This is a genomic window from Ciceribacter azotifigens, from assembly GCF_048159625.1.
GTDB lineage: Bacteria > Pseudomonadota > Alphaproteobacteria > Rhizobiales > Rhizobiaceae > Allorhizobium > Allorhizobium azotifigens.
Map to the genome: position 1 here is coordinate 1 of NZ_JBLQTA010000078.1, position 828 is coordinate 828.

General features: G+C 60.6%; 1 protein-coding gene. It reads left to right on the forward strand.

Translation table 11 applies throughout. The features are described from left to right. The first annotated feature begins 365 nt into the window (after positions 1–365). Positions 366–656 carry a GIY-YIG nuclease family protein gene (locus ACM6UT_RS23395; protein WP_148175671.1) on the forward strand — a complete coding sequence of 97 codons (291 nt, stop codon included), beginning with the start codon at positions 366–368 and terminating at the stop codon, positions 654–656. Positions 657–828 lie beyond the last annotated feature (172 nt).

Here is an 828-nt window from a genome sequence, read left to right on the forward strand (position 1 = left end):
TCGCGCCGCTGGATGCCGGCTCAAGGCCGGCATGACGGCAAAGTGTTTGCTTCGCTGAAAAGACTCATCCGTTGCCCATGAAATCTTCCGCGCAATGGATATTGCCCCGTCGAGCGTCCCCCGCAGGCTCCGTCATTCGGCGACACCTCGCTCCGTTCACCCCGGACTTGATCCGGGGTCCAGCCGGCGAGCGTCGGCGAGCCGAAGAGACTCTTCCCTTGCCGCTGCGCCCAAAGAGTCCCCCGCGCGATGGACCTCGCGCGACTGGATGCCGGCTCAAGCCCGGCATGACGGCAAAGTGTTTGCATCATGGAAAATGCAACTCAAGCTTGAGTTTGCCGATTCCGGGTGCCCATAATGCGGCGATGAAGGGCTACGTTTATATTCTCGCCTCGCAACGTAACGGTACGCTCTATACCGGCGTGACCAGCGACCTGGCGCGCCGCCTTTACGAACACCAGCATGAGCTTATCCCCGGTTTTACCAGCCGCTACGGTGTCAAAACGCTGGTCTGGTTCGAGGAGCATGACCTTGTGACCGATGCAATCGTACGCGAGAAGACGATCAAGAAATGGCCACGCAAATGGAAGCTCGACCTGATCGAGACCCTCAATCCCGACTGGCAGGATATCAGCCATTATCTCCATGGTCTCTGAAGAGCCGGTGCGGAAGATATCTCGGGGCACGTTCTTCTCAGTCATTTCGGAGGTAGCGTGCTCCAGCGGTCCCGCAGCAGCTCGCTCTGCCACTCGGCGACACCTCGCTCCCTCACTCGGCGGCACCCTCCGTCACCCCGGACTTGATCCGGGGTCCAGCCGGCGAGCGTCC

Bases quoted from the DNA above. Each gene is read 5' to 3' on its own strand.
- ACM6UT_RS23395 (WP_148175671.1), top strand. From the start codon at position 366: ATGAAGGGCTACGTTTATATTCTCGCCTCGCAACGTAACGGTACGCTC.